Source organism: Enterococcus sp. 2G9_DIV0600, assembly GCF_002140615.1.
Taxonomy (GTDB): domain Bacteria; phylum Bacillota; class Bacilli; order Lactobacillales; family Enterococcaceae; genus Enterococcus_D; species Enterococcus_D innesii.
In genome coordinates this window covers 372,240-395,369 of record NZ_NGLL01000001.1, presented here as the reverse complement: position 1 = coordinate 395,369, position 23,130 = coordinate 372,240, and the positions used below count along the sequence as shown (strand labels likewise).

The 23,130-nt window shown below is 42.6% G+C and carries 24 protein-coding genes and 1 tRNA gene; 13 read left to right on the top strand and 12 right to left on the bottom strand.

Annotated features, from left to right (window positions below; genetic code table 11):
* Positions 1-7: 7 nt before the first annotated feature.
* The gene (locus A5870_RS01935) at positions 8-1,192 is read right to left on the bottom strand and encodes an FtsW/RodA/SpoVE family cell cycle protein (RefSeq protein WP_034872154.1); all 1,185 of its coding nucleotides are present in this window, start codon (positions 1,190-1,192) and stop codon (positions 8-10) included.
* Positions 1,193-1,750: 558 nt separating this feature from the next.
* Between A5870_RS01935 and A5870_RS01925 the strand changes: the two genes are divergently transcribed.
* Genes A5870_RS01925 through A5870_RS01895 form a run of 7 tightly spaced genes read left to right on the top strand, consistent with a single transcriptional unit; the run spans position 1,751 to position 7,878 of the window.
* A complete protein-coding gene (locus tag A5870_RS01925) occupies positions 1,751-3,694 on the top strand; it encodes a BglG family transcription antiterminator (protein ID WP_086291631.1) in 1,944 nt (647 codons plus the stop codon).
* Positions 3,695-3,696: 2 nt separating this feature from the next.
* Positions 3,697-4,152, top strand: a complete 456-nt coding sequence (locus A5870_RS01920; protein ID WP_005233600.1) for a PTS sugar transporter subunit IIA — start codon at positions 3,697-3,699, stop codon at positions 4,150-4,152.
* A 15-nt stretch (positions 4,153-4,167) separates the two neighbouring features.
* Positions 4,168-5,508, top strand: a complete 1,341-nt coding sequence (locus A5870_RS01915; RefSeq protein WP_016612941.1) for a PTS galactitol transporter subunit IIC — start codon at positions 4,168-4,170, stop codon at positions 5,506-5,508.
* 12 nt (positions 5,509-5,520) lie between these two features.
* Positions 5,521-5,805, top strand: coding sequence for a PTS sugar transporter subunit IIB (locus A5870_RS01910; RefSeq protein WP_010749080.1), 285 nt, complete (start codon positions 5,521-5,523; stop codon positions 5,803-5,805).
* Positions 5,806-5,817: 12 nt separating this feature from the next.
* Complete coding sequence (locus tag A5870_RS01905; protein WP_086291630.1) at positions 5,818-6,666, top strand: class II fructose-bisphosphate aldolase; 849 nt, start codon at positions 5,818-5,820, stop codon at positions 6,664-6,666.
* Complete coding sequence (locus A5870_RS01900; protein WP_086291629.1) at positions 6,666-7,358, top strand: triose-phosphate isomerase; 693 nt, start codon at positions 6,666-6,668, stop codon at positions 7,356-7,358. The genes A5870_RS01905 and A5870_RS01900 overlap by 1 nt, the downstream gene beginning before the upstream one ends.
* A gap of 4 nt (positions 7,359-7,362) precedes the next feature.
* On the top strand, positions 7,363-7,878 hold the full coding sequence (locus tag A5870_RS01895) for a YjbQ family protein (RefSeq protein ID WP_086291628.1): 516 nt from the start codon (positions 7,363-7,365) through the stop codon (positions 7,876-7,878).
* 102 nt (positions 7,879-7,980) lie between these two features.
* Here A5870_RS01895 and A5870_RS01890 read toward each other — a convergent pair.
* Positions 7,981-8,053: transfer RNA gene (locus tag A5870_RS01890), tRNA-Thr, on the bottom strand.
* 126 nt (positions 8,054-8,179) lie between these two features.
* On the opposite strand from A5870_RS01890, the gene A5870_RS01885 reads away from it, so the two are divergent.
* On the top strand, positions 8,180-8,416 hold the full coding sequence (locus A5870_RS01885; RefSeq protein ID WP_005227896.1) for a hypothetical protein: 237 nt from the start codon (positions 8,180-8,182) through the stop codon (positions 8,414-8,416).
* Positions 8,417-8,591: 175 nt separating this feature from the next.
* On the opposite strand, the gene upp is transcribed toward A5870_RS01885, so the two are convergent.
* The 9 genes from upp to A5870_RS01835 all read right to left on the bottom strand — a co-directional run bounded on the left by upp (position 8,592) and on the right by A5870_RS01835 (position 16,244).
* Complete coding sequence (gene upp, locus A5870_RS01880) at positions 8,592-9,221, bottom strand: uracil phosphoribosyltransferase (protein WP_005227894.1); 630 nt, start codon at positions 9,219-9,221, stop codon at positions 8,592-8,594.
* A gap of 248 nt (positions 9,222-9,469) precedes the next feature.
* Positions 9,470-10,714, bottom strand: a complete 1,245-nt coding sequence (glyA, locus tag A5870_RS01870; RefSeq protein ID WP_008379359.1) for a serine hydroxymethyltransferase — start codon at positions 10,712-10,714, stop codon at positions 9,470-9,472.
* A gap of 81 nt (positions 10,715-10,795) precedes the next feature.
* A complete protein-coding gene (locus tag A5870_RS01865; RefSeq protein ID WP_086291627.1) occupies positions 10,796-11,824 on the bottom strand; it encodes an L-threonylcarbamoyladenylate synthase in 1,029 nt (342 codons plus the stop codon).
* 175 nt (positions 11,825-11,999) lie between these two features.
* Entirely contained in the window at positions 12,000-12,857 is an 858-nt protein-coding gene (gene prmC / locus A5870_RS01860) for a peptide chain release factor N(5)-glutamine methyltransferase (protein WP_086291626.1), read from the bottom strand.
* Positions 12,850-13,923, bottom strand: a complete 1,074-nt coding sequence (gene prfA, locus A5870_RS01855; RefSeq protein ID WP_005227884.1) for a peptide chain release factor 1 — start codon at positions 13,921-13,923, stop codon at positions 12,850-12,852. Before prfA ends, prmC begins: the two co-directional genes overlap by 8 nt.
* 3 nt (positions 13,924-13,926) lie before the next feature.
* On the bottom strand, positions 13,927-14,511 hold the full coding sequence (locus A5870_RS01850) for a thymidine kinase (protein ID WP_005227882.1): 585 nt from the start codon (positions 14,509-14,511) through the stop codon (positions 13,927-13,929).
* A 136-nt stretch (positions 14,512-14,647) separates the two neighbouring features.
* Positions 14,648-15,229, bottom strand: a complete 582-nt coding sequence (locus tag A5870_RS01845) for a GNAT family N-acetyltransferase (protein ID WP_086291625.1) — start codon at positions 15,227-15,229, stop codon at positions 14,648-14,650.
* A gap of 65 nt (positions 15,230-15,294) precedes the next feature.
* Positions 15,295-15,720, bottom strand: a complete 426-nt coding sequence (locus A5870_RS01840) for a GNAT family N-acetyltransferase (protein ID WP_077452298.1) — start codon at positions 15,718-15,720, stop codon at positions 15,295-15,297.
* Positions 15,721-15,722: 2 nt separating this feature from the next.
* Entirely contained in the window at positions 15,723-16,244 is a 522-nt protein-coding gene (locus A5870_RS01835; RefSeq protein ID WP_086291624.1) for an AAA family ATPase, read from the bottom strand.
* Positions 16,245-16,336: 92 nt separating this feature from the next.
* Here A5870_RS01835 and msrA point away from each other — a divergent pair, with 92 nt between their 5' ends.
* Together msrA and A5870_RS01825 are read left to right on the top strand one after the other, a co-directional pair.
* Positions 16,337-16,855, top strand: a complete 519-nt coding sequence (msrA, locus tag A5870_RS01830; protein ID WP_077452300.1) for a peptide-methionine (S)-S-oxide reductase MsrA — start codon at positions 16,337-16,339, stop codon at positions 16,853-16,855.
* 164 nt (positions 16,856-17,019) lie between these two features.
* The gene (locus tag A5870_RS01825) at positions 17,020-18,084 is read left to right on the top strand and encodes an iron-containing alcohol dehydrogenase family protein (protein ID WP_086291623.1); all 1,065 of its coding nucleotides are present in this window, start codon (positions 17,020-17,022) and stop codon (positions 18,082-18,084) included.
* Positions 18,085-18,234: 150 nt separating this feature from the next.
* Here A5870_RS01825 and A5870_RS01820 read toward each other — a convergent pair whose 3' ends face one another.
* The gene (locus A5870_RS01820; protein ID WP_353615781.1) at positions 18,235-19,029 is read right to left on the bottom strand and encodes an HAD family hydrolase; all 795 of its coding nucleotides are present in this window, start codon (positions 19,027-19,029) and stop codon (positions 18,235-18,237) included.
* 308 nt (positions 19,030-19,337) lie between these two features.
* Between A5870_RS01820 and A5870_RS01815 the strand changes: the two genes are divergently transcribed.
* The 3 genes from A5870_RS01815 (at position 19,338) to A5870_RS01805 (ending at position 23,007) form a co-directional block, all read left to right on the top strand.
* Positions 19,338-20,795 carry a TrkH family potassium uptake protein gene (locus A5870_RS01815; protein WP_226818252.1) on the top strand — a complete coding sequence of 486 codons (1,458 nt, stop codon included), beginning with the start codon at positions 19,338-19,340 and terminating at the stop codon, positions 20,793-20,795.
* A gap of 198 nt (positions 20,796-20,993) precedes the next feature.
* Positions 20,994-22,343 carry a Mur ligase family protein gene (locus A5870_RS01810; RefSeq protein WP_077452305.1) on the top strand — a complete coding sequence of 450 codons (1,350 nt, stop codon included), beginning with the start codon at positions 20,994-20,996 and terminating at the stop codon, positions 22,341-22,343.
* Positions 22,336-23,007 (top strand): type 1 glutamine amidotransferase, encoded by a 672-nt coding sequence (locus tag A5870_RS01805; protein WP_005233555.1) that lies wholly within the window; start codon positions 22,336-22,338, stop codon positions 23,005-23,007. Before A5870_RS01810 ends, A5870_RS01805 begins: the two co-directional genes overlap by 8 nt.
* Positions 23,008-23,130 lie beyond the last annotated feature (123 nt).

Sequence of the window (23,130 nt, the reverse complement as noted above, 5' to 3'; positions counted from 1 at the left end):
GAACTCCTTAAAGTGTTTTTGGTGCGGTCTCAGCTTGATAGCGCATCGATAAAATCAAACCGATCCCAATCATATTGCTTAATAGGGCAGATCCTCCTTGGCTAATAAACGGCAGTGGAATCCCCGTCAACGGTAAGAGACCGATGTTTGCGCCAATGTTTTCAAACACATGGAAGAGAATCATCATAATGATCCCAGTTGCCAAGTAAGCATAAAATTCATTGTTGGTATCGAAACATACGCGGATCATCCGATAGATCAAAATAAAATACAATAAAATGACAAACGCGCTGCCAATAAACCCAAAATTCTCACCGATCACCGAAAAAATCATATCGGATTCTCGGACTGGTACATACACATCGCTGACATTAAATCCTTTCCCGAACATCCCGCCAGAGGCGATCGCCATCAGAGCGTACGCCAATTGGAAGGATTGCCCTTGGGTATCATGAAAAGGATCTAGCCACGAATCGATACGGGCGAACTGGTACTCTTTAAAGATCCCTGTATTGTACAGCAACTCACGACCAACATCGGTAGTCACTAAGAAAATCGTTCCGCCGCCGAGAATCACGAATGCCGCAATCACTGGCACAACGATTCGCCAAGAGATCCCCGACATCAAGAAGACCCCACCGAAAATCGCCAGAAATACCAACATCGTACCAAAGTCGTTTTGCAAGGTGATCAGGATCAGTACTGGAATCGTGACGGCCAACATTTTCGCAATCAGCAACCCATCTGTTTTCAGATCTCGTTCCCGATGCTTGACATTGTGCTGTGTGACGACTAAGGCCAACATCATAATATAGGCGATCTTCATCAACTCTGACGGCTGGAGAGTAAAGGCCCCAAAACGGAACCAGTTTTTTGACCCTGTCGAGGCAGCCATTGTCCGGTCGTAAAATTTCAAAAGCGCCAACATGACGGCTAATCCGGCTCCATAAATATAGGGAGTCAATTTCCAAAGCCATTTTGATTTGATCTGCATGATAATAATCACCGCAATAATACCTAGCACATACCATAAAGCTTGAAACCCTAAAGTTCGCAACATATTCGGGTTATTTGGATCGTGGGTCAACGCCACATACAAGGACGCCACACCAATCAGACATAATAAAAATACGGGTAGAATCACACCGTAGTCAATTCGATTATCGTTCGTTTTTATTCGTGAATTTTCCATGTCCACACTCTCTTCTGTAGAATCTTTATCCATTATAGTGATATTTGAGGAGAAAAGAAAGGATTGTCCACGAGCATTCACAAAAAATTTAGAAACTTTAATGATTTTCGGGAAAAGAGGGTTAAAAACAATCCGAAATTGTTTAGAATTACAATGAAAGAAGGGCTATATTCTGATTCATATCTGATCAATCAGAGTAAAACGATCGTATATGTACTAGATAGGAAGTTCAGCGACATACTTTTCAATGAAAACTCGCTGAATTCGTCTATTCTCCTTACTTAATAAAATATCTTATTCTTAGTATTCTTCTTTATTTTTGATAAATCTTTCCTCAATGTAACAGAATAAAGCAACTTTAACTCCATGATAGATCGCCACCTAGTTTTCGTTTCAAATAGATAGCAACAAATGACTACTCTTAACTACTTTTTCCAAAATATAAATTGATACATGACAAGCCTAATTTACCACATTAATGTGGTAATGAAATGTTATTTACGCCACCACATAATTTCACTAGAATACAATTAAGGAAGCGCTTCCGGAGGTGAACCAATGATTTTAAATAATCGAGAACAACTGCTGTTGCAACTACTATTAGAACAAACGGAGTTTCGCCCTGCCTCTTTTTTTCAAAAGCAGTTAAATGTATCCCAAAAAACGGTTTATAACAATTTAACGACTTTAGAAAAGAAACTAAAAGATTCGGGACTAGCTCTCAAAAAAGTACCAAGAAAAGGAATCTTTTTATCTGGTTCTGAATCAGCAAAACAGAATGGTTATCGATTGTTAGCAAAAAAAGAGACTAAACTCGAACTATTTTCACCTAATTATCGTAAAATCTTTATTTTCGCTAACTATCTGTTTTCAGTAAAACCAATGCATTATCAGGAATTCTCTGAATATTTTTATATTAGCAACCAGTCAATAAAGAAAGATGTTGATGAAATCGTTGCTTTCTGTCGATTCCATCAAGTATCAACAAAAATGACTACTAGCGGACTCAAGCTAACCTCAGTTGAATCTGCTGCTCAAAACGTATTCAAATCTTTTTTAGAGAAGTATACCGACGCCAAAGCCAGTGAAAATCTTTTGGTCAACAATCTCTTTGACTCTAAGGTTCTCGATTTAACGAAGAAATTTGTCTCAGACATGACTCAAACAATCGGCCATCCAGTCAATAATTATTCTATTGAATCTTTGAAGCTTTCATTGCGAATTTTTCTTTCAAGACTTCTTATAGATAAACACATTGAAAAACAAGAGCAGCTAGTATTTGACGAACTTAGACGAATGAAATTCTATATGATCGCGGTTGATTTTTCTGAAATGATCCAACAGCAACTACCTGTTCAATTTAGTGATACAGATATTCAATATGTATGTTCCTTGTTATTAGCACACGGTATCGAGCCTTTTGGTCAAATGGATGAGCCTCACGAATCTACTATCACAAATTGTACGAAACAAATTATTCAAAAAATGTCACATATGTTAAACGCAGATCTGACACAAGATAAATTATTGCTGCAAACATTATTGGCTCATATCGTTCCCATGATCCATCGATCAAAGACAGGAATTTTATTGAAAAACCCACTGATAAAAAGTATCAAAAAACAATACTCAACAATGTATACATTGACCAAATATGCAATTGGAGATTTAGAGGAGCGATTTCAAATCTTATTAACAGAAGACGAAGTTTCTTTTCTGACGATCCATTTTCAGCTAGCCTTTGAAAAGATAAAAATTACTAACCATATACTAATTGTTTGCCAATCTGGTTTTGCTACATCGGAGTTGATTTTTAACCGTATCAAACAAACGATCGCTGCTGATACCGTATTGGAGATCATTCCTTTGAGTAAACTGGTCAGTACATCTCTTGAAACTGTTGATCTGATCATATCAACTATTCCATTGGACATTACAGCACCGCCAGTTATTTATATTTCGCCGCTTCCTACTACCGAAGAAATAGGAAGAATCTCAGCAAAGATATCTAATCTTAATGAGAATGAGAAAAATTTTTACTCAAAAAAATACCAGAAAACGACTTTATTACAAAAATATTTAGATCCTACTTTCCTTTTTGTCAAAAAAAAGTTTCGAACAAAAAAAGATGTACTGGATTTTTTAGCAGATGATTATCTGAAAAAAAAGCTTGTTACAACAAAATTTAAGCATTCTCTATTTGAACGAGAGGAACTAGGAAGCACTGGCTTAAAGACGGGAGTAGCCATTCCACATGCTGATCCACATACAGTGAAAGAAACAAAACTTGCTTTTCTCACCCTCGATGCGCCAATTACTTGGGGAGACACAAAAATCCAACTAATTGTTTTGCTTGCGATTGCTGAAGAAAACATGATCGAGGCAAAAGAGTTGATCGCTTCGATTTACGGATTGTTTAACTCAGCCGAAGAAATTCAATGGATCGTTAATAGTCAAACGCAAGAAGAACTGTATCAAAGATTGTTAAGAGGAGGAAATTGATCATGTTTTTTGATCACCAAATCGTATTACTTGAAAAAGATTCTAAAACAAAAGAGGAAGCTTTTCGACTATTAGCAGACGAACTCATCAAAACTCATTGTGTAAATGATCAGTTCTATCAAAATATCGTACAGCGAGAAGAAACCTTTCCTACAGGTTTAAAAATTAACGGCATTGGGGTAGCGATCCCACATACGGACAGCAAATTTGTTTTACGATCCCAAGTCGCTTTTATGTCACTTGCCTCTCCCCTTTCATTTATTGAAATGGGTTCGCAAGAAAAGAAAATCGATGTATCTCTGTTGTTCATGCTTGCATTGAAGGAACCACATGAGCAATTGGGTATGCTACAAAATCTTATCTCTATGTTTCAAACACCAGGGGTTTTGGAAGCCCTATCCTCAGTAACGACTAAAGAAGCGTATCTTTCGATTATTGAAAAAAATGGCCTGCAATAAAAAGGAGGAACAATTATGTTAAATGCATTACAGTGGTTCGTTGATCTAGGTTCAATCGTTGTTTTGCCTATTTTAATTTTTATTTTTGGAATAATTTTGGGAACCAAGCCTGGCAAAGCCTTTACTTCAGCCTTAACTGTTGGTGTCGGGTTTGTTGGATTGAATTTGGTGATTGACCTTCTAAGCAGCAGCTTGGGTCCTGCCGCCCAGCATATGGTTGAACGTCTAGGATTAAATTTGACAACGATTGATGTCGGATGGCCTGCCGCAGCGGCAATTTCTTACGGGACGATTTTAGGAAGTCTTGCCATTCCGATTGGTGTGGTCCTAAATGTTCTACTCATCATTTTAGGGCTGACTAAAGTATTGAATGTAGATATTTGGAATATTTGGCACGCAGCCTTCATCTCTTCTCTGATTTATGCCCTCACTGGAGACTTTGCAATGGGGATCGCGGCCACCGTCATCTATTTGATGATGATTCTTTTAATGGGAGATATTTTAGGTCCGATCATTAATAAGTTCTACGGATTTCCTAATATCACTTTTCCTCATGGTACCGCCGCACCAGGATTCATCTTTGCACTTCCGATGAATTGGCTCTTTGATCGTATTCCAGGACTAAAAGATTGGAAAGCAGATCCAGAAACCATTCAGAAAAAATTTGGTGTCTTTGGTGACTCTACTGTTATGGGCTTTTTGATTGGTCTCATCATGGGAATACTTGCCGGATATGACACAGCAGGTGTCGGCCAATTAGCCGTCCAAACAGGCGCTGTGATGGTTTTGATGCCTAAAATGGTTGCTTTACTGATGGAAGGTCTAACGCCTATTTCTGAATCTGCAAATGAATTCGTCAAAAAACGGTTTCCTGGAAGAGAGCTTTACATCGGTATGGATGCAGCATTATCGGTTGGTCATCCAGCTGTCCTATCTTCCTCATTGCTGCTAGTTCCGATCACTATTTTGTTAGCCGTAGTTCTACCTGGCAATACGACCTTGCCTTTTGGTGATTTAGCAACCATTCCCTTTCTGATTTGCTTGATGGCTGCTGTTTTTGGAGGAAACATCATTCGAACAGTAATTGCTGGAACGATTTATATGGTAAGCATTCTCTATATTACTTCGTGGGCAGCACCGCTTGTCACTACTGCTGCTCGATCCGCAAACTTTGATCTACAAGGAAACTCTATGATCACTGCTATGGCTGAAGGTGGTTTATGGACCACATTCCTTTATGTCGGCTTAACCAAAATATTAAGCTGGGGCGGTTTAGCCATAATTGGCGTCTCTGTTTTGTTTGGATTGATTTATGTAAATAAAATTCGTCCCAAGAAACAAACATCGAAATTATAGGAGGAAATGATAATGAAAAAACTATTGATTATGTGCGGTACAGGTGTTGCAACTTCAACAATTGTAACAAATAAGGTAAAAGAATGGCTGAAAGAAAAAGGGATGACTGATCAAGTGAAACTGTATCAATCCAAAGTGGCAGATGAGATGAATAAAATTGATAACTATGACATCGTGGTGAGTACAACGGTTGTTCCAGACTCAATCAAAGATCGCGTAATTATGGGGCTGCCACTCTTAACAGGGATTGGTACAGAAGAAATGTACGCGGAAATCGAAAAGAAAATCAAAGAATAAGGAGAATGCCCTATGTTGGTCACAACAAAAGAACTATTCGCACATGCAGAAAAACACAATTATGCATTACCTGCAGCAAATTTTTTCGACTTAACTAGTGCAAGAACATACGCGGAGACTGCTGAACGTTTAAACAAGCCTTTGATATTGGCCTTCGCTCAGTCCCATATGAACATGTTGACTTTAGAAGAGGCTGCCATGATTGGAAAATTTTTGGCAAAGAAAAGCACTGCACCTATCGCTTTGCACTTAGATCATGGTACCGATGAAGAGGTCATCAAAAGAGCCATTCATCTAGGTTTTACTTCCGTAATGATCGATGCTTCTGAGGAGCCATTTGAAGAAAATGTCCGTCGGTCAAAGGAGATCGCCGATTACGCTCATAAAAATGGTGTCGTTGTTGAAGCCGAAATCGGGCACGTTGGGTCGGAAAACAGTCTGGAATCAGCCGTAAATAGTCAATCTATTTACACAGAACCTTCTGAGGCTGTTACATTTGCCAAATTAACCGGGGTTGATTCGTTGGCAGTTTCTATTGGCACCTCTCACGGACATTATCAAGGGATACCCAAAATAAATTTTGACGTTTTAAAGGAAATACACCATGCCGTCAATGTTCCTCTTGTTCTGCATGGCGGATCCTCTTCTGGCGATGAAAACCTTGAAAAATGTGCCTTAGAAGGTATCCGGAAAATAAATATTTTTACTGACTTTGTCACTGCTGCTATGAATGAAATTCACAAAAATCAACCAAATGACTATTTCGATTTACTTCATTCAGCAAGCAATGGAATGTCCAAGACACTCGAGCACTATTTTACAGTCTTTCATACCAAACCTTACCGTGAAGGAGAAAGCTAATGAAAAAAAGAACTTTAAGAACACCATTCTTTGTCATCAATCCCAAAGCCTATCTTTATGGAAAACAAGCATTGGCATTGGCAAAAGCTGCTGATGAGTTGTCATCTTTGTATGACATCGACATTCTATTTACTGTTCAGCATGCAGACGTTTCTTTAATTAAACAGGCAACAACACATTTATTCGTCACTGTCCAACATTTAGACGGAATCGAAACTGGTCGTGGAATGGGCTATGTTTTACCCGAAGCAGTGGCAGAAGCCGGAGCTGAAGCTACCTTTTTAAACCATGCTGAACACCCCATGACATTGCAAGAACTGACTAAAGCGATTCAGCGCTCAAATGAATTGGGTCTCTTAACAATTGTCTGTGCGAATTCATTGAGTGAAGCGAGAGCCGCGGCTTCCCTAAAACCCGATGTGATGGTTTGCGAGCCAACCGAACTAATTGGGACAGGACAAACCAGTGATCTTCAATACATGACGGAAACAAATCGTGTTGTTCGGGAAATTGATCCAGAAATCCTGATTTTGCAGGCTGCTGGTATATCTAGTGCTGCCGATGTTGAAAAAGCTTTGTCGTCAGGTGCTGATGGTACCGGAGGGACAAGCGGTATTGTGCAAGCAGATGATCCAGTTCAAACCCTTACAGAAATGATCAAACAAGCGGTGAAGCACAAAAAGGAGGATTAAGACTGTGAAATTTTTAAAAGAGCAACTGACGTTAACTTCTAACGGGAATCGAGTGTCTTACCACAACATCACAGAAGAAGTGAAAGCAATGGTTGAAAAAAGCGGAATTTCAAATGGAATCTGTCTCGTACAGTCTCCCCATACGACTTGTTCTGTTATCTTTGAAGAATACATGCATGATATAGACTTTAACGGAGATGAATTTCTTCAAGTTGATTTAAACCGAATTCTCGATAAAATTATTCCTCGTGAACTATCAGAAAATACCGATTATCGTTATCCTGGACCAAAGCATTTAGAATTTTTGATGAGTCTGGACGATCCAAACTACCCAACAGATCCAGCAACGATTTTAAACGGCGATGCACATATTCGCTCGAGTTTTTTCGGTGCAAGCGAAAGCTTTATTTTAAGTAATGGCAAGCTAGAGATCGGCTCTGTAGGCTATATCTATTTTGTTGATTTCGATCAAAATCGTGTGCGAAATAGGACATGCCATGTAATGCTAATGGGCGAATAAGAACAGTTATCGGGTAAATCAGGAAAAATTTAGATTACTTATCGCCTACAAAAGAAAAACCATGAATCCTCTAAAAGAAGATTCATGGTTTTTCATTTCTTATGCCAGCTATAGGGATCGAACCTACGACCTACGCGTTACGAGTGCGTTGCTCTACCAACTGAGCTAAGCTGGCGTTGTATGGCACAAAGAAAATTATATGCAAAAACGGTTGTTTTGTAAAGAGGTCTGCTGAAAAAAATCTACTTACTGAAATTTTCCGAAAATTGTGATATAATAGAAGTATCAAGGAGGTTTTTACATGGCAACATTTGGTAAATTCGAAACAACAATTGTCCCGTCACAAGAAGGTTCAACGTTTGAGGTCGCTACTCCTGTCATGTTCACGTTCCATGGGAAGAAACAAACTGGTACCATCACAAAGCAGTTGAAAAACTCTGCGGTGGTCGAGCTGAACGAAACCCCAGAAAACCAGAAATTAGTTTCGCAAAGTAATGGTGTATTGATCATCAATTACAAACAATTAACCAAACTATAACCCGTTTAATGCAAGGAGAAAATCAGTTGATTTTCTCCTTTTTTCATTGTCTGTTTTTTTGAAAAACGCAAAAAAAGCCATGGATAACCGATCGAACCGTTTTGGCTGTCGATCTTCTTCCATGGCGTCATTGACGAGGCAAAACTTCAGTTGCCTTTTTCGTATTTGTATTGATTTATTTTGTACCGAATAGACGGTCACCGGCATCGCCCAAACCAGGAACGATATAGCCGTGTTCATTTAGCCGTTCATCAAGATTTGCAGTGTAGATGTCAACATCTGGATGGGCATCTTGCAATGCTTTCACGCCTTCTGGTGCAGCAACTAAGCAGACGAATTTCATGTTTGAAGCACCACGTTTTTTCAGTGCATCGATCGCCATGATCGCTGAACCACCCGTAGCTAACATTGGGTCAACGATAAATAATTGACGTTCATCGATATCTTCAGGTAATTTTACGAAGTATTCGTGTGGTTCTAGCGTTTCTTCATCACGGTACATCCCGATATGACCAACTTTTGCGGCTGGGATCAATTCAAGGATACCATCAACCATGCCTAGACCTGCGCGCAGGATCGGAATGATCGCTACCTTTTTACCGGATAGTGTTTTTTGTGTTGATTCTTCAATTGGTGTTTCAATCACTAGATCTTCAAGCGGCATGTCGCGAGACACTTCATACGCCATCAACATTGCGATTTCATTAACAACTTCACGGAAAACCTTTGTTCCACAGTTCTTGTCGCGGATCATTGTTAATTTGTGTTGGATCAGCGGGTGATCGATTACTTGAAATTTACCCATTTAAAAAAATCTCCTTTGGTTTTTCTCTTATTTTAAAGCAAATCGGCTCTTGTTACAACCATCTGCCCTAGGCAATACTGCTTTTCCTCAAAAAAAGGATTGTGTTAGAAGGAAGGAGACAAGACGGCATGTAACACGCCTCTACGTTCATTCTAGCCCCTTTTTCACTTTTGGTGATCAAAGAGCTGGAGCGCAAGAAAAACGCGTGAGACGTCTTGTCTGACCTTAACTTCTGTCACAGTCCCATTTTATTTGTTTTTGTAAAGTGGATAGTTGTCCGTCAATTCTTTGACTTGCGCCGCTACTTCTGCCAAGACGGCTTCATCATTTGGTTTTTCTAAAACTTTGACGATCAATTTCGCCACTTCGACACAATCTTCTTCTTTAAAGCCACGACTAGTGATCGCTGGTGTCCCCACGCGAATCCCACTCGTTTTGAAAGGACTTAATGATTCGAAAGGAATCGAGTTTTTATTGACGGTGATATTGACTTGATCCAGCAAGGCTTCTGCTTCTTTTCCGTTCAAATCAAAGCCACGCACATCGATCAATAATAGGTGATTGTCTGTTGCACCAGAGACCAAGCGGGCTTGTGGTGCTTGGTTGAAGACTTTCGCCATTGCTTGCGCATTGCGGATGACTTGTTCAGAGTACTCTTTGAACGACGCATCTTGTGCTTCTTTAAAAGCGACAGCTTTCGCTGCGATCACGTGCTCTAATGGTCCGCCTTGGATGCCAGGGAAAACGGCACTATTGATTTTTTTCGCTAAGTCTTCATCATTTGTTAAAATCAAACCGCCTCGAGGGCCGCGTAATGTTTTATGGGTCGTAGAAGTCGTGATGTCCGCATAAGGAACTGGGTTTGGATGAAGACCAGCCGCTACTAAACCAGCGATATGCGCCATATCCACCATCAATTTTGCGCCAACTTCATCAGCGATTTCACGGAACTTCGCAAAATCGATCGTACGTGAGTAAGCACTGGCACCGGCAACGATCAGTTTCGGTTGATGCTTGCGCGCCAAAATACGAACGACATTGTAGTCAATGACTTCTGTTGCAGGATCAACACCATAACTAACAAAATTATAGGTCTTGCCGCTGAAATTCACTGGTGAGCCATGGGTCAAATGACCGCCTGCGGAAAGATCCATCCCTAATACTGTATCGCCTGTTTCGATCAACGCTAAATAAGCTGCTGTGTTGGCTTGAGAACCAGAATGCGGTTGAACATTGGCATATGCCGCACCGAAAATACTTTTCGCCCGTTCAATTGCTAAGTTTTCTACCACATCAACAAATTCACAACCGCCATAGTAACGACGACCTGGATAACCCTCAGCGTATTTATTTGTCAAAATACTACCTTGCGCAGCCATTACACCTTCTGAAACGATATTTTCAGACGCAATCAATTCCAAATTGTTTTGTTGACGATTCGTTTCTTTTTCGATCGCTTGCCACAATTCGGGATCAAACGTTTGATAATCCATGCTTACAACACCCCTTTACCTTAATGGTAGCATTGTATCACATTTCTTCATAAGCTACCTATAATGAATTCTGGTTTTTTGCTAATTTTCTTGAAAGAAACTTTGATTTGCAGCTTTTTTCAACCGATTCATATAAGCAGCCCCTAAGCCGCTTTCTGGAAACGTGGGTGCAAATAAGATATCTAGCTCAGCAATCGATTCATCTAACGCCCGTAACCCCGCAAACAGCCCTTTTGTCGCGGCTTCCACACTGTCATCAAAAAATAAATAAATGGCTGCCGCTTCAAAGCGGACTTGCTCGGCGATCGTCGGTCCAGCTAAAACACCTACCTTAAGCTGCTGTTCTTTTGCCCAAGCCATGGCTGCCGACCAATCTTGGTCATTGACCATCATGACGTTAGTATTCGGTGCATAGTGCTTGTATTTCATGCCTGGCGCTTTGGGTGCTTCACTTTCTGTTACTAAGTGCTGATCGACGAGGACTTTCGTTTGTAAGACTGCTTCAAGCTGTTCTTTAGAGATCGCACCAGGGCGTAAGATGACCGGCGGCGCCGTTGGGTCACTCAAATCTAAGACTGTTGATTCGACACCGATCTGCGTCACCCCATCATCCAAGATGCCAGCAATTTTGCCTGCCAGATCATGCTGAACATGCGCAGCTGATGTTGGGCTTGGTTTACCAGATGTATTCGCGCTAGGACCAACCAATGGCTGTTGGGCTTGTTTGATCAACGCTAACGTCTTGGTGTTGTTGGGCATCCGAAACGCCGCTGTGGATAAGCCGCCAGTAACGATGCTAGGTAAACTGTCTTTTTTGATCGAAAAGATCAAGGTTAAGGGCCCCGGCCAGAAAGTTTCCATCAATTTATCAGCGAAGGGATGCTTGTTATCCACAAACGGTTCCAACTGCTCTGGCTCGGCAATATGAACGATCAAAGGGTTATCACTAGGTCGTCCTTTGACTTGATATACTTGCGCAACAGCATTGGGCAAAAGCGCGCTAGCCCCTAGTCCATAGACGGTTTCCGTCGGGAACGCCACTAATCCCCCCTCAGCTAAAATAGCTGCTGCTTCGTTTAACTGTGATTGATTAAAAATTTTTGTTTCCACAATTTATCCACATCCTTTTTTGAGAAGTTTCCACACTTATCAACATTTTCTTGTTTCTTTTCCACATTTTGTGGATAAGTCGTTTGTCAAGTGTGGATAACCCTGTTTATAACTCGGTTTATTTAGAAGTCGTTCATTTCATAAGGTTTTTGCAATTTTTCCTGTGTAAAAAAATTTATTTATCCACATCTTGTGGATGACTGACGAACACCATCCGGTCTTGACCCGCAAGATCTTTTACTACGGTGACTTCTTTGTTGGGAAAAGCGGCTGCAAACAGTTGTTGAACGGCGGGTCCTTGCTGAAAGCCGATTTCTAGCGCCATTTGCCCACTTGGCGCCAAACACTTCGGTGCTTGCTGTACTAATTGCTTATAGATCGCTAACCCTTGTTCTTGAGCAAAAAGCGCCATTTTAGGCTCTTTTTCCCGTACGCTGATATCCATCAGCGGCCACTCTTCAGCGCTGATATACGGCGGGTTGGAAACGATCAGATCCCATTGCTGATCTGCCACAGGCTCTAAGGTATTTCCTTGGAAAAAGCGGATCTCTGCGCCTAAGGTTGCCGCATTTTCTTTAGCAACGGCTAATGCCTCTGCTGAAAGATCCACGGCACTTACGGCCCACTGGGGACGTGCCAATTTCAAGGCAATGGCGATCGCTCCAGTACCTGTGCCGATGTCTACGACTCGTAGTGGCTGATCTGCTGGTAATTTTGCCAAACACTTTTCCACCAGCTCTTCGGTTTCTGGACGCGGGATCAAGGTTGCAGGAGTCACTTTTAAGCGATGCCCATAAAATTCTTCATACCCCAGTAAATATTGCGGGGGTTCATGCTGTAGCAGCTGTTCAAGATCTGCTGCGATCTGTGCCTCATCTTCCCTTAGGATGGGTTGGTCCATCTGCAGCAGCCAATCGAGTTGCTGCCAGTTTTTTCGCTGTAAAAACAGGTATTGGATCGCATACCCGTCCAGCCCTTTCGTTTCTAAAAAAGAAGAAGCCCGTGAAAGGACTTCTCGATAGGTTTTAGCCATTTTGCATCTCATCTAATTTTGATGTTTGATCGTAAACGATCAGTGCATCAACAATTTCATCGAGTTTTCCAGCTAAAATTTGATCCAATTTTTGAATAGTTAACCCGATACGGTGATCTGTTACGCGGTTTTGTGGGAAGTTATAGGTCCGAATCCGTTCAGAACGATCGCCGGTACCCACTGCTGATTTACGGTTTGCATCGTATTCGCTTTGTGCTTCTTGCTGCATTTGGTCATAGACCCGTGCCCGCAAGACTTTCATCGCTTTCTCACGGTTTTTCAGCTGTGAACGCTCATCTTGCATCGCAACAGCGATCCCTGTTGGCAAGTGCGTCAAACGAACAGCAGAAGCTGTTTTGTTGACGTGCTGACCACCAGCACCAGAGGCATGGTAAATATCGGTTCGAATATCTTTGTCTGCGATATCGATTTCGACTTCTTCTGCTTCAGGCATAACCACGACCGTTGCCGTAGACGTATGGATTCGGCCTTGTGATTCGGTAGACGGTACCCTTTGCACTCGGTGGGCGCCGCTCTCATATTTCAATTTTGAAAAGACGTTGTCGCCGGTGATCATCATGATGACTTCTTTGTAGCCGCCGATCCCAGTGACGTTGGCATCCATGACTTCGACTTTCCAACCTTGGTTTTCCGCATATTTTTGATACATATTGAAAAGATCGCCAGCAAATAAGGCTGCTTCATCGCCGCCTGCTGCACCACGGATCTCCATGATGATGTTTTTGTCATCATTCGGATCTTTTGGCAATAACAAGATTTTGATGCGTTCTTCTAAAACATCTTTTTCTTTTTTCAAGTCAGAGAGTTCTTCTTTGGCCATCTCTGCCATTTCCGCATCAAGGTTTTCCCCAAGCATTTCTTCGGTATCCTTGATTCCTTCAACGACTTCTTTGTAACGGCGGTAGACTTCCACCGTTTCCCGTGTATTGGCTTCTTCTTTTGAAAGCTGCATGAAGCGTTTGGTGTCAGAGATCACGGCTGGATCACTTAGTAATTCGCCTAATTCTTCGTAACGGTCTTCGATTGCTTGTAACTGATCGTACATTGATTATTCTCCTTCTTTTTTCATTCCCGGGTGAAAGTAATGCTTGCGGCAAACTGGATAATACGCTTCATTGCCGCCGATTTGTACTTGATCGCCCTCGTAAACGGGTTTTCCGTCGATATAGTGCAAGTTCATGGTTGCTTTTTTATGACAGAACCAGCAGATGGTTTTCATCTCTTCGATTTTATCTGCGTAAAGCAGCAAGTATTTTGAGCCTTCAAATAATTCATTACGGAAATCATTTTTCAAACCGAAGGCCATCACAGGGATACCTAACTCATCCACGATTTTGGTGAAAGCCAGCACGTGATGCTTCTTTAGGAACTGCGCTTCGTCGATCAAAATACAATAAGGTTTATAACCCAGGTCTTTGATCAAATGGAACAGATCCGTTTCATCAAAAATCGGGATCGCGTCTCGTTCTAAGCCGATGCGACTCGAAACATTTCCCACGCCACTTCTCGTGTCCAATCCGCTTGTCATGATCACGACTGGTTTATCTTGTTCTTCATAGTTGTGAGCAACTTTCAGTATCTCGATCGTTTTCCCACTATTCATTGCGCCATATTTAAAAAAAAGCTGTGCCATCTCGCCCATCCTTCCTCATACTCCTTTGGTATTATACTTGAAAAAGGAGAATTTTTACAGACTTAAATTCGACACATGCCGCCTTTTACGCAAGAGTTTTACGAAAAGTTAACGGATTTTTTTCCGCCAGCATCTCTTACTCGTTTCTGGCTTTTTGGGCCACTTCTGCCAATACTTGACAAGCCAGTGGGTATTCTGGATTTTCAGCCCCATTGATATCCGTTGCAATGATCGCAAATCCAAGCTGCTGATAGAGCTTGATTGCTGCGTGGCTCCAAGTTTGCGTATGAAGATACATCGGTTCGTTGGCTGCCTCCAAGACAGAAACGACTTGCGTGACCAAGCCGCGAGCGATCCCTTGGCGCTGGGCTTGCGGCATTACTGCTACCCAATGGACTAGTGGAACCAGTGTGCCGTCTTGCTTGGCTTTTTTCCAAGCGGTAGCCGTACCGACCGGTGTACCTGATTGATCAAGGGCAAAAAACATTCGCTGTCCTAGCTGTGCTTGCTCGGGCATAAATTCCTTTTCAAAATACGCCAATGCCTCGGCCTCATTGTCAAACTCTCCGACGGATGTTTCGATCCGTGCCCAATGCCTTTCGTCTCCTGCTTGGTAGCTGCGTAGCGAATAGTTATCGGATTGAAGGGGCTGGATCGGTGTGTTTTTGTGCGCTCGCTTCATCCAGATTTCTGCATATGGAATTGATTTATCTAACATTGGTTGTGCCCCTCTCTCATTGGTTTTTTCCTTGTTCAAAGGTTTATATGAGAATCAATTTGGAATCAATCATGTAATTTCTTTACTAGAAAAATTTCTGTTAGCTGATTTTGCGTATGGGCGATTCTCCCAATTTCGTCATAACCCATTCGCTGATAAAAATCTGGCGCTTGAAAATCAAAGGTCGCCGTCTGACAGTTTTCACAGCCAAATGCTTTCAACTGCTGTTCAAGATCCGTAAGAATCTGCTTGCCATACCCTTTTCCCCGCTCGGATGCTTTGACCCACAGGGTGTCAAGATAGCCGATATGATACATTGAGGCGTAGGCAATGCCACCAGCAATCACCACACCCTCTTTTTTGATTACACTGCTAAAGTTCTGATAGGTCTCTGTTTGTGTAAATGGTTTTTGGTGCTTTGTGTAAGCTGTTAATGCTGTTTCTAACGCAGCCAATTCTTGGTCTGTTCCTTGTTCAATGATTCGCGTCATATTCAATCACTCCTTCTTGTTTCTTGATAATCTGCGATGATCTGATCGACCGTTTCTGCTATCGTTAGGCCTTCTTTGATCAGTCTTTCCTCTGAAGATCCTTTTGGGAAAAGCAAGTCTCGCTCAAGCCACCATTTACGCATCGTTTCCTCGGAAAAATAGTCTCGCTGCATTCGGGTCTGATGTCTTTTGACCGTTTCCTCAAAAGAAAGATCAAAATAATAAACTAGCTTTTTTTTGGGAAAGAGTTTCATTAGAAAGTCGAGAAAGTCTTGGTATTTTTCACGAGAATAAATTCCTTCAACAAGTACCACCGGCACTTTCCCCTTCGCATATAGGACAGCTTCTTTCATCAAACCGCTGGCTAAATTATTAGGGGTATCTTTGACACAAAAAATTTCTCGCCGAAAAACATCTTGTGAAATCAGCACTGCCTCTTCCCCAAAAACGTGCTGAACAGCTTTGGCAATAGTGGTTTTGCCGCTGCCAGAATTACCTCGAAGTAAAATCAAAATACTTTCCATGCAAACTTCCTTTCTTCATTGCCCTGTTTTCTAAGCATATCTCTTGTTTTTCTCTACTAGAAGCATACCATAGAAGCAAAGGAGGAATACCTATGAAAGATACGGCAATTTTTGCTGGCGGTTGTTTTTGGTGCATGGTGAAGCCTTTTGATTCGCTGCCAGGCATCCTCAAAGTGGTTTCTGGCTTTACTGGTGGCCATGTGCCTAACCCAACCTACCAACAAGTAACGACAGGTACCACCGGTCACACCGAAGCAGTTGAGATCACCTTTGATCCTGAAGTCATCTCTTATGAAGAATTGGTTGCCATCTATTGGCAACAGACAGACCCCACAGATGCGTTTGGTCAGTTTGCCGACCGTGGTGATTCCTATCGTCCAGTGATTTTTTACAATAGTGAAGAACAAAAAGCGATTGCGGAAAAATCAAAGGCGCAGTTGCAAGCTAGTGGCCGCTTTGACCGTCCGATCGTAACGAAGATCGAACCAGCAGAACCTTTTTATCCTGCAGAAGACTATCATCAAGATTTTTACAAAAAAAATGCAGCCCATTACAATGCTTATAGCGAAGGCTCCGGTCGAGCCGGCTTTATTCGCCAAAACTGGGCTTAACTTTTTGGGGAACGTTCATTACAATTCATCACTAACAGCCGATCTGCCTCGTCAGCAGATCGGCTGTTTTCTGTTTTTTTTTGCCAAAAGGAAATTGACAGTCAGGGCATTTTCACGATACACTGATTAGAAAATTCTGACGATTATAAAGGAGTGTTTGTTTGATGTTAGCCAATGAAGTCCGTCCAGGTCCAAACCGTTATATTACGGGCGATGGGGTCTTAACTGATTTGCCAGAGTATTTACGAGAGTTCCAAGAGGTAGCAGTAATTACTGGGGAGCAGTCATTCGATGTGTTTTCGAACTATTACCCTCATTCATTCGACTACCCGATCTACCGTTACGATGGATCATCGAGTTATGAAAATGCGCAAACCTTAGCTGAAGCGATCCAGCAAGCAGATGCCGTGGTGGCAATCGGCGGCGGCAAGGTCGCTGATACAGCAAAAATCACCGCCCAAACCCTTGGTGCAGAATTGATCGTGATCCCTACATTGGTTTCTAACTGTGCACCCTTCACCCCGGTGATCGTCGCCTATTACCCCGATCATACGATTTGTAAAATCGACTATGCCAAAAAAGGTGCCTACATGACGATCGTCGACACCCGTTTTTTACTAGCCACACCTGTTGATTACTTTATCGCAGGGATCGCTGATACCTTAGCCAAATATTATGAAATGGAAGCCATCGTCCGCAACATGGCAGAAGACGACAAGACTGCCTTAGTACGGCTAGGTTTCCAAAGCGCTCTTTTGATCAAAAACTTGCTGATTGCCGATGCGATCCAAGCCGTCAAAGACTTAGAAACCGGGCAGCTGACCCCCGCCTTTGCCCGCATCACCGATGCGATCATTGCTTTGGCAGGCGAAGTTGGCGGTTTTGCAGTCGAATTTGGCCGCACGTCCGGTGCGCATGCGCTGCATGACGGCTTGTCTTATTTGAGTGAGACCCATAGCGTCTTGCACGGCAACAAAGTCGCCTACTGCATTTGGGTCCAGCTTGCCTATACCAATGATTTTGATGTGATTGAAAAATTACGGCCGTTTTACGAAGCTTTGCACTTGCCAATGAAGCTGAAGGATCTCCACGTGACGCGCCTTGATCGGGATTACTTCGCCTCGGTTCTGACCTATGCTGTCAAAGAAGAAGAAACCTTTATTTTGATTGATCCTGCGATCACACCCGAAAAAGTCTATCAGGCGATCGAAGCGGTGGAGGCGCTGTAAACCGTACACATTGCTAAACAACTTTATATCAAAAAAACTGTTTCCCTAATGCATTTCGGAAACAGTTTTTTTATTTGATGAAACAGACACCCAGTAGCGATCCTGGCGGCGCATGTTCTTAGTGGGCAACCACAACTGGCGCATTGCCCATCACTGCACGGCTTCACCCAGCAACCCATTTTCTAAGCAGTATTGATAAATGCCTTCCTCGGCTACGTGACCGATCACTTCGTCGGCGATTGCTTTTAACTCGTCCGAAGCATTGGCCATTGCGAGACCCCAGCCGACTGCCTCTAGCATCTCAATGTCATTGTTGCCATCGCCAAAGGCAATGGCTTCGGATTTATCCAAGCCATAGTAAGCCAGCATTTTGGCAATGCCGCTTCCTTTCCCACTGCTGGCTGGAATAATATCGACTGCCCGATCCCACCAGGCGGTGATTTTCGCCTCTGTGGTATTTGCCATCACTTTGGCGTAGTCTTCTTTCCCTGAGCCAAGCATCACTTGGAAAATGTCTTGCTGCTGGATCACCTCATCAAAATCTTCTGCCACGATCACTTCTTGGTGGGCAAAGGAAAAATACTCAACTAAATCAGCATCTTTGCCATTGGCAACCGTTCGGTCCTTCGTAGCGATCGCTACTGGACGCTTGAGTGCCGTGGCATTTTCTATGATTTGCTGAACATCTTTTTTAGGAATGGGGTTTTGGTGGATCCCCTCGGCTTGATTAAAACAATACGATCCGTTAAAGGTCAAAAACGCATCAAAGGTCACGCCTTCAAATTGCGGCAACGCGATGGGACTTCTGCCAGTCGCAATGCACAACAGGATCCCTTGCTTCTTCAAGGCTTTTAATGTGGCTAACATTCTTTCAGAGATTTGCTTTTTGCTCATATCGATCAGTGTGCCATCAACATCGAAAAAAATAATTTTTACGTCTTTCATGATCTTCCCCATTTCCGTCTCGATTGTCAAAAAATTTGATACGCTTTTTTGTCCGCTTTCTCGCTATTGTTCCGTGCGGATCGTCGCTGTTATCTTTTACTTCTTTTATCTTCTCATAAATTGCTAGCGATTTCTTCTGAAATCGCGAAATCCTTACTGATTTGCTTCGAGTTTTTAAGTTTCTTAAACAATCAAGCTGCCGCAAGAACCACAGCCTGATCATTTCTTCTCAACGACACTTTCCAAAAGCTTTTCCTTGCACAATTTCTGCCGCTCATAAATTCTATCCTGCTTTCTTTCAAATCTACTTGGTTCTTTGGTATACTGGGGATAGTTTATTTAGTGAGGGGTTTTTTGTAATGAACTTTACCCGCTTTGCTCGCTTGACACAGCGCAGGAGCAAAACATTTATTTCCCAGAATGTGTCTTCGATCCAAGTGATCGTTTTTTATTATATCGTGATGACGGTGGTCTCTTTGGGGCTTTTTTCACTCCCCTTCTTTCGGGAACCCGGCTCTCATGTCGCGTTTATCGATCTGTTCTTTATGGCGGTCAGCACGGTCAGTGTCACAGGGTTGACTACCTTCCCAATCAATGACGTATTTAACGACCGCGGGGTCATTTTATTGGAAGTCCTCTTTCAAGTCGGTGGTTTAGGGATCATGATGATCTCGACCTTTTTTGCGATCGTTTCACGGCGCAAAATCAGTTTAAAGCAGCGCCAGTTGATCATGACGGATATGAACCAGCCGAAGCTTAGCGGGATCGTTCGGATGATTCGAACGACGTTTACCATCATTTTAGTTTGTCAGTTGGTAGCAGGCACGATCTTCGCTGTTTATTTTCATCTTTACGGGTATTATGACAATTGGCGAGACGCGATCTTTTATGGGTTTTATCAAGCGATCTCTGCTGTGACCAACTCTGGCTTTGATGTGACGGGCAATTCCATCTTGCCGTTTTCCCATGATTATTTCTTCCTGACGTGTATCATGATTTTGATTTTTATCGGGGGGATCGGATTTCCAGTGATCATGGACTTTCGGGAATGGGTCCTTTTTAAAATGAAAAAACAACGCCGCCGCTTGCCGTTTCGCTTTTCTTTGTTCACAAAAATTGCTGTTTTGGCTTTCGTGATCCTCTTTGTCGGCGGCACATTAGCGATCTTTTTCCTTGAGAAAGATTATTTATTCAAAGATTACAGCTTTAGTGGTATGTGGATGAACAGCATGTTTTATTCTATGACAACGCGGAATGCTGGCTTGCAGATCCATGACTTAGGCAACTTCCAAACCACGACGTTGATCGTTTTCTCCTTGCTGATGTTTATTGGTTGTAGTCCCAGCTCTGTTGGTGGCGGGATTCGGACGACGACCATTGCCATCATTGGGCTGTACCTCTATGCCTTCTTAAAAAGTGAGGATAATATCAATATCTTTGGTCGCCGCATCGATCAAGATGACGTCCGCAAATCGGTGGTAGTCTTCATGCTTTCGATGGGCATGTGCTTCTTTTGTGTCTTATTCTTGACCGCCATCGAGGATATCCCTTTGATTGCCATCATTGTTGAAGTTTCCTCGGCCTTTGGAACCACAGGGCTTTCTTTAGGAATCACGGGCGATTTATCAACTATTGGCAAACTCGTGATTGCTCTTTTGATGTTTATTGGCCGTGTCGGTATGCTGTACACTTTGATGTTATTCGTACCAAAAGAAACACGTGACTTAGGTTACGAGTACCCAACGGAAAAAATCATTATCGGTTAAAGCAGCAGCAAACCTGACAGAAGGTTTGCTGTTTTGCTTTTCAAGCCTTTGATCAGCTCAAGTGAAAGAACCGTTTATCAACATGGTCTTTGCAGAAATTTAAAGAATCGCAAAAGCAATTTAACCTTTTTCTTGGTATATGGTATGATAAATTGAATTTGCACAACGAAAGCATTCGCTCTAATGGAGGGTTACATTATGGGAATACGAAGTCATCTGGCTGTTTCAGTCGGTAAGACCTCTCAATGGGTATTAAAGAACTTTTTCAAAGGTGGCTCAAGCCTGCCTGGTAAATTAGCATTAAAAGTTGATCCACATATATTAGATCATTTGGCGAAAGATTACCAAGTCGTCGTGATCACAGGCACTAACGGCAAAACATTGACGACTGCCTTGACTGTCAATATTTTGCGCCAAGAATTTGATGAAGTATTGACGAACCCAACCGGCGCCAATATGGTCCAAGGGATCGTTTCAACCTTTCTATCGGCACGCCCTAAAAAAGGCAAAAAATTTGCGGTTTTAGAAATCGATGAAGCCAGTCTCAGCAAAGTAACGAAGTACATCAAACCGGAATTGTTCGTTTTCACCAATATTTTCCGTGATCAAATGGACCGTTATGGCGAGATTTATACGACCTATAAAATGATCGTTGAAGGTGCCGCAAACTCACCGGAAGCAACGATCCTCTGCAATGGGGATTCGCCACTGTTCAATTCGGTAGCAACTGTCAATCCGCGGAAATACTATGGATTTGATCATTTACCAGATGAAGAGCAGATGGCCCATTACAATACGGATGGCGTGTTGTGTCCTGAGTGTCATCACATTTTGCATTATAAAATGATCACCTATGCCAATCTTGGAAAATACTACTGCCCAAATTGCGGCTTCCATCGACCAGAATTGGATTATAAACTGACGGAAATGACCGCAATGGACAACACCTCTGCTGATTTTGTGATCGATGGCAATGACTATCGCATCGAAGTCGGTGGGATGTACAATGTCTACAATGCGCTGGCGGCAACTGCGGTTGCGGAATATTATGGCGTAGCACCTGCAAAAATCAAAGCTGGTTTGGCCTATGACGAAAAAGTCTTTGGTCGCCAAGAAGTGATCCGCATCGGGGACAAAGAATGTACGTTAGTCTTAGTTAAAAACCCTGTTGGTTTGAACCAAGTCATCGATATGATCGGCCTGTCGCCCTATCCTTTCTCGCTAGTCAGCTTGTTGAATGCCAACTACGCAGATGGGATCGACGTCAGCTGGATTTGGGATGGCGACCATGAAGCGTTTGCCGATATGGGGATTCCTCAAGTGATCGCTGGTGGTGATCGTCACAAAGATATGGCGTTGCGGCTAAAAGTTGCGGGGATCCCTGAAGAGAAAATCATTGAAACCCCTGAACTTGATGACGTCATCAAGCAAATCGCAGACTTACCTACAGAAAAAGTCTATATTTTAGCGACTTACACTGCAGTCTTGCAGCTACGCAAAAAACTTGCGGAAAAAGGCTATATCAAAGGAGGAATGAGTCGTGACTAAGTATCAACTGAATGTTGCCCACTTGTATGGAAATCTTTTGAATACTTATGGCGACAACGGCAATCTCTTGATGCTGCGCTACGTGGCCGAAAAATTAGGCGTGACCTTCAACGCAGAAGTCGTCAGCATTCACGAGCCCTTCGATCCTGAAAAATATGATCTCGTCTTTTTCGGTGGGGGACAAGATTTTGAACAAGTGATCGTTTCACAAGATATCCAATCAAAAAAAGAAGCCTTGACCAGCTATATCGAAAATGATGGCGTCATGCTGGCGATCTGCGGCGGCTATCAATTGCTAGGTCATTACTACATCGGTGCCAACGGCGAGAAAATCAAGGGGATCGGCGCCTTGGATCATTACACCTTGAGCCAAGAAAACAACCGGTTCATCGGTGACATCGTGATCCACAATGAAGAATTCGATGAGACCTATTATGGCTTTGAAAACCATAATGGCCGTACTTTCTTAGGTAAAGGGGAAAAACCATTGGGGAAAGTCATCCAAGGACAAGGAAACAATGGTGAAGACCAAACGGAAGGCGTAGTTTACCGCAATGTGTTCGGCTCTTACTTCCACGGACCGCTCCTTGCAAGAAATGAGCATTTGGCAGAGCGCTTGATCCGCACCGCCCTTGCCAATCGTTATGGCAACGTCGAAATTTAAATACACGTACGTAGCAAACAAACCTGTTTTTCGCAGGTTTGTTTTTTTATGGGAAATTTCCCCGCAATTGCCACCTTTTCTCTTTGTTTGCTTCTACGTTCCTATGCTGCCTTGTTTCATTGT

Coding starts and splice junctions, on each gene's coding strand:
- A5870_RS01935 (WP_034872154.1), bottom strand. CDS start 1,192: ATGGAAAATTCACGAATAAAAACGAACGATAATCGAATTGACTACGGT.
- A5870_RS01925 (WP_086291631.1), top strand. CDS start 1,751: ATGATTTTAAATAATCGAGAACAACTGCTGTTGCAACTACTATTAGAA.
- A5870_RS01920 (WP_005233600.1), top strand. CDS start 3,697: ATGTTTTTTGATCACCAAATCGTATTACTTGAAAAAGATTCTAAAACA.
- A5870_RS01915 (WP_016612941.1), top strand. CDS start 4,168: ATGTTAAATGCATTACAGTGGTTCGTTGATCTAGGTTCAATCGTTGTT.
- A5870_RS01910 (WP_010749080.1), top strand. CDS start 5,521: ATGAAAAAACTATTGATTATGTGCGGTACAGGTGTTGCAACTTCAACA.
- A5870_RS01905 (WP_086291630.1), top strand. CDS start 5,818: ATGTTGGTCACAACAAAAGAACTATTCGCACATGCAGAAAAACACAAT.
- A5870_RS01900 (WP_086291629.1), top strand. CDS start 6,666: ATGAAAAAAAGAACTTTAAGAACACCATTCTTTGTCATCAATCCCAAA.
- A5870_RS01885 (WP_005227896.1), top strand. CDS start 8,180: ATGGCAACATTTGGTAAATTCGAAACAACAATTGTCCCGTCACAAGAA.
- upp (WP_005227894.1), bottom strand. CDS start 9,221: ATGGGTAAATTTCAAGTAATCGATCACCCGCTGATCCAACACAAATTA.
- glyA (WP_008379359.1), bottom strand. CDS start 10,714: ATGGATTATCAAACGTTTGATCCCGAATTGTGGCAAGCGATCGAAAAA.
- prmC (WP_086291626.1), bottom strand. CDS start 12,857: ATGGCTAAAACCTATCGAGAAGTCCTTTCACGGGCTTCTTCTTTTTTA.
- prfA (WP_005227884.1), bottom strand. CDS start 13,923: ATGTACGATCAGTTACAAGCAATCGAAGACCGTTACGAAGAATTAGGC.
- A5870_RS01850 (WP_005227882.1), bottom strand. CDS start 14,511: ATGGCACAGCTTTTTTTTAAATATGGCGCAATGAATAGTGGGAAAACG.
- A5870_RS01845 (WP_086291625.1), bottom strand. CDS start 15,229: ATGTTAGATAAATCAATTCCATATGCAGAAATCTGGATGAAGCGAGCG.
- A5870_RS01840 (WP_077452298.1), bottom strand. CDS start 15,720: ATGACGCGAATCATTGAACAAGGAACAGACCAAGAATTGGCTGCGTTA.
- A5870_RS01835 (WP_086291624.1), bottom strand. CDS start 16,244: ATGGAAAGTATTTTGATTTTACTTCGAGGTAATTCTGGCAGCGGCAAA.
- msrA (WP_077452300.1), top strand. CDS start 16,337: ATGAAAGATACGGCAATTTTTGCTGGCGGTTGTTTTTGGTGCATGGTG.
- A5870_RS01825 (WP_086291623.1), top strand. CDS start 17,020: ATGTTAGCCAATGAAGTCCGTCCAGGTCCAAACCGTTATATTACGGGC.
- A5870_RS01820 (WP_353615781.1), bottom strand. CDS start 19,029: ATGAAAGACGTAAAAATTATTTTTTTCGATGTTGATGGCACACTGATC.
- A5870_RS01810 (WP_077452305.1), top strand. CDS start 20,994: ATGGGAATACGAAGTCATCTGGCTGTTTCAGTCGGTAAGACCTCTCAA.